Annotated in this window: 4 protein-coding genes and 1 pseudogene; 3 read left to right on the forward strand and 2 right to left on the reverse strand. The window is 65.7% G+C overall.

The features are described 5' to 3' along the window. A pseudogene (locus U9980_RS23130) lies at positions 1-516 on the forward strand (ATP-binding protein); the annotation flags it as partial. A 252-nt stretch (positions 517-768) separates the two neighbouring features. On the opposite strand, the gene U9980_RS23135 reads toward U9980_RS23130, so the two are convergent. Continuing rightward, the gene (locus tag U9980_RS23135) at positions 769-1,131 is read right to left on the reverse strand and encodes a nuclear transport factor 2 family protein (RefSeq protein ID WP_322753409.1); all 363 of its coding nucleotides are present in this window, start codon (positions 1,129-1,131) and stop codon (positions 769-771) included. A gap of 551 nt (positions 1,132-1,682) precedes the next feature. Continuing rightward, positions 1,683-2,417 (reverse strand): alpha/beta hydrolase, encoded by a 735-nt coding sequence (locus U9980_RS23140; RefSeq protein ID WP_322769872.1) that lies wholly within the window; start codon positions 2,415-2,417, stop codon positions 1,683-1,685. Between the two features lie 166 nt (positions 2,418-2,583). Between U9980_RS23140 and U9980_RS23145 the strand changes: the two genes are divergently transcribed. Beyond that, positions 2,584-3,123, forward strand: coding sequence for a WYL domain-containing protein (locus tag U9980_RS23145; RefSeq protein WP_322769873.1), 540 nt, complete (start codon positions 2,584-2,586; stop codon positions 3,121-3,123). Positions 3,124-3,277: 154 nt separating this feature from the next. Next, positions 3,278-3,739 (forward strand): flavodoxin family protein, encoded by a 462-nt coding sequence (locus tag U9980_RS23150; protein ID WP_131746684.1) that lies wholly within the window; start codon positions 3,278-3,280, stop codon positions 3,737-3,739. The last annotated feature ends 19 nt before the right edge of the window (positions 3,740-3,758 follow it).

A 3,758-nucleotide genomic window follows, 5' to 3' on the forward strand; every position in this document is an offset into this window, starting at 1 on the left:
TCCAGCGTCCAGGAGAGCGTCACCGCCAACCCCCGTTCGTTCGTCCGCCCGGACAACAGCTTCGACTTCCCCAAGGTCCTCACCGAGTTCGCCGAGTGGTGGATCGAGAACGGCGAGTTCCTCTCCAAGGGCGGCTTTTATCACGAGGTCGCCCCGCAGCTGATCCTCATGGGGTACCTCCAGCGCGTCGTCAATGGTGGCGGCTACATCGCGCGGGAATACGCCGTCGGTGCCGGCCGCGTCGACCTGACCATTCGCTGGCCCTACACGACCCCCGGCGGCACCCGCGACGTCCAGCGCGAAGCGATCGAGATCAAGACCTGGCGCGCGACCAAGGCGGACCCGCTCCGCCAGGGCCTCAAGCAACTCGATCGTTATCTCGACCGACTCCAACTCGACACGGGCACCCTCGCCGTCTTCGACCAGCGCCCGAGCGCTGCCGCCATCGACGAGCGCACCGCCATCACCGAGACCGTCAGCCCCGGCGGTCGCGTGATCACGCTGCTTCGCGGATAACGCGGCGGTAGGGCTCGCCGCCAGACCTTGACCCGACGGCGGTGTGACGCACAGCGGCCGTAGCATGGTCGCGATGCCGACCCTCCTCTGTTCGGGGAAGCAGCTATAGCGCGTTGTCCGTCGGCGGCCGACGACGCCTGCCGCCGATGGGCAACGCGGCAGAGGCCACCGACTATCGATGCAGCTGCATGTTTTCGATCACGTCGCCGCCATCGACCGAGTACGACATTCGTAGGTTGGCAGATGAGGCGTTCAGGCTGGGTCGAGTGAACTGAACTGGATGCCGGCGAGGCGCCATCCGTCGGGCAGTTCCACCCATACCTGACTCAGTCGCACTGTCAGCGTCATCACTTCACCACGCCACGACGCCCGGCTGCGCTGGACGCAGCGCACGATCGCAGCGTGGTCGTAGCGGCGTACGTCCAGTTCGCTTGTTTCCAAGGAGTGGTAGGCGAAGTCGGCGTGTCGGTCGATCCACTGCCGCTTGTTGAGCTGGTAGCCCCGCTCGCCGATGGACATGAAGTCATCCGCCAGCAGGGTGTTCAAGCGGTCGGTGTCGGCGTGCAACTCAGCGTTGTCGAAGGCTTGCTGGAGTTCGCGGATGTCGGTTATCACGTGGTCTTCCTGTCGCGCAGTGGTGTCGTCGGTCGGCTGAACTTCCGGGAAACGCCGATGACAGCGCGTTTCACATCGTGACGACGAGCATGCCCGTGGTGTGCAGGCGGACGAAGTCGACGCATGCTTGAACGCCCTTGTCGAGGGTGTAGCGGCGGCCGGTAGTTCGCCGTGGAGCGCCAGTTCGCCGACCTCGCGCCGCCGAAGGTGCCGTCCATGTCCAGCACGAAATGTAGAGCGACGTCGTCGCGGCCGATCCACTCCTGCTGCGGCACGGGGTAGGTGATCGTGAGGAAACGCCGTCCGCATGGGCGGACGGCGTTTGCAACTTCGGTGAGTTGGTCGCTGGGCAGGGTCAGGTTGAGTGCGACGTCGACGTCGGAGGGGTACTCGGATACGGCGTATCCGCGATGGTCTCGTCGGCACCGAGAGCTCGCCGTGCGGGCCGACGTCACCGGCGCGGACGTCATCCCACTGATGTGCGCGCCGAACTACTTTTGCGACCAAAACCTCGGTGCGTTCGCCGGGAAACCGCTGAGCCGATGCGAGACCTACCGGGTGGCACCGTCAAGGATCTCGGCGAGCTCGGCGGGGCGGCTGAACATTGGCCAGTGCCAGGTAGGTAGCTCGGCGTACCGCCAGATGTCGCCGGCCATGTGCCGGAAGGCCGGCACGGTTGCCGCCATGGCGCGGACCTGTTCGGTCGTGAAGGTGCAGAGGATCGCCAGTCGGGGCAGCTTTTCCCACCTGCCGGTCAGCCGAGCTGGTGAGGTGGCGGTCGCCCAAGGCTGCGGGACCGAGTTGGTGGTGAGCGCTTCAATGGCCGCTTCGTCGACGTCGGGGACGGGGGCGGCGAGCGTCGCCCACGGGGGCGGCGGTAGCTGCCAGCCGTCCCCGTAGTTCGCGACGAGTTCCGCATTGGTCGTCTGCTGCTCGGACGGTGCGAATTCGTTTTGCGACATGCCGTCGGGCAGAGGGCCGGTGTCGAGGTAGACGAGTTGCTCAATGCGCTCGGGGAGCCGATCGGCGGCACCGGTGATCACCAGGCCGGCGTAGCTGTGTCCGACGAGGATCACGTCGTGAAGGTCCCGCGAGGCCAGCAGGTTCACCACGTCGTTGATGTGGGTTTCCAGGTCGGTATCGGGCCGCGCCTGACCGGCCCGCTCGGCCATGCCGGTCAGGGAGACCGGATGCACATTGTGCCCGCGCTCACGCAGTGGTTGGGCAACGGGGCGCCAGGCCCATGCGCCGAGCCAGAATCCGGGAACGAGTACGTAGGTCGCCATGTGGTCAACGTAGAGTTGATACCGGACAACATCCGACCGGATTGGCGGAGAATCTTGGCCCGGCCCACGGCGCGCGTGCTCGCTCTGCTCGGGTTGTTGCAGGCTGGCGGCCACCACACGGTTCACCGCGCCCAGCCGAGTAGGTGTTCCGCCCGGGGCACCCGTCCTGCTTGAACTCGCCGAAGCCGCCCACCAGCGGCGTACCGTCACCATTGACTACACCGCATGGGATGGGCGCAGCGGTCAACGCTCGCTCGACGCGTACGGGCTCGTCTTCCATGCTGGCCGCTGGTACGTGACGGGGCGTGACCATCTCCGAGGTGAGGTCCGCACATTCCGACTCGACCGCATCGCCCAGGTCCGTCCTGCTGACGGCAGTTACGACGTACCGTCTGGCTTCGACCCCGCCGAACACGTGCTGGCGGGAATAGCGGCCGTGGACTGGAAGCATGAGGTCGCCGTGGTACTACACACCACGCCCGACGAGGCGAAACGACGGCTGCCACCAACCATCGGCACACTGACCGAACGGTCCGACGGGGTCTTGTTGAAAGCCCGAGTCGAAAGGCTCGACGGTATGGCCCAGATGCTCGCCGGACTCGGCTGGTCCTTTACCATCGACAAGCCCGACGCCCTACGTGCGGAAGTCGCCGCCCTCGCCGATCGACTCAAGGCCGCCGTGGCGTCCCGCCCCTTCGGAAGATGAATATGGCCGGGTCCGCGCGGGTCCAGGGCGGCGTGTTTTCTCCGTGTAGACCAGAGCGAACGTCTGTAACGGGAGTAGACCGGAGTCCCCATCGCGAGGCATAGGTCATTTCGGTGACATAAGCGAGATGATCGCCTGGAAACCGCGCGCTAGAATATCGGTTGTGCCCACGCTCCTAGTAGTCCACCACACACCGTCGCCCACGATGCAGGCGATACTAGAGTCCGTCCTATCCGGTGCCCGTGATGAGGCTATCGAGGGCGTGGCAGTGGAGGTGCGCCCGGCGCTGTCGGCTTCCGCCTCAGATGTGCTGGCGGCTGATGGTTATCTTTTGGGCACGACGGCGAACATTGGCTATATGAGCGGCGCCATGAAGCATTTCTTCGATCAAGCCTATTACCCCTGTTTGGAGGCGACGGTAGGTCGCCCCTACGCCCTGTATGTCCACGGTGGCTCCGACACCACGGGCGCGATCCGCAGCGTGGAGACCATCGCCACGGGCTTGAAGTGGAAGCGGTTGCGCGAGCCGGTGACGGTGCTCGGTACCCCGGACGCGAAAGATCGAGAGGCGTGCTGGGAGCTGGGAGCGACGGTCGCTGCGAGCTTGATGCCGTAGCCGACCGGCGCCCCGCCTC

It is taken from the genome of Protofrankia sp. Cr1, from assembly GCF_963555865.1.
Taxonomy (GTDB): domain Bacteria; phylum Actinomycetota; class Actinomycetes; order Frankiales; family Frankiaceae; genus Protofrankia.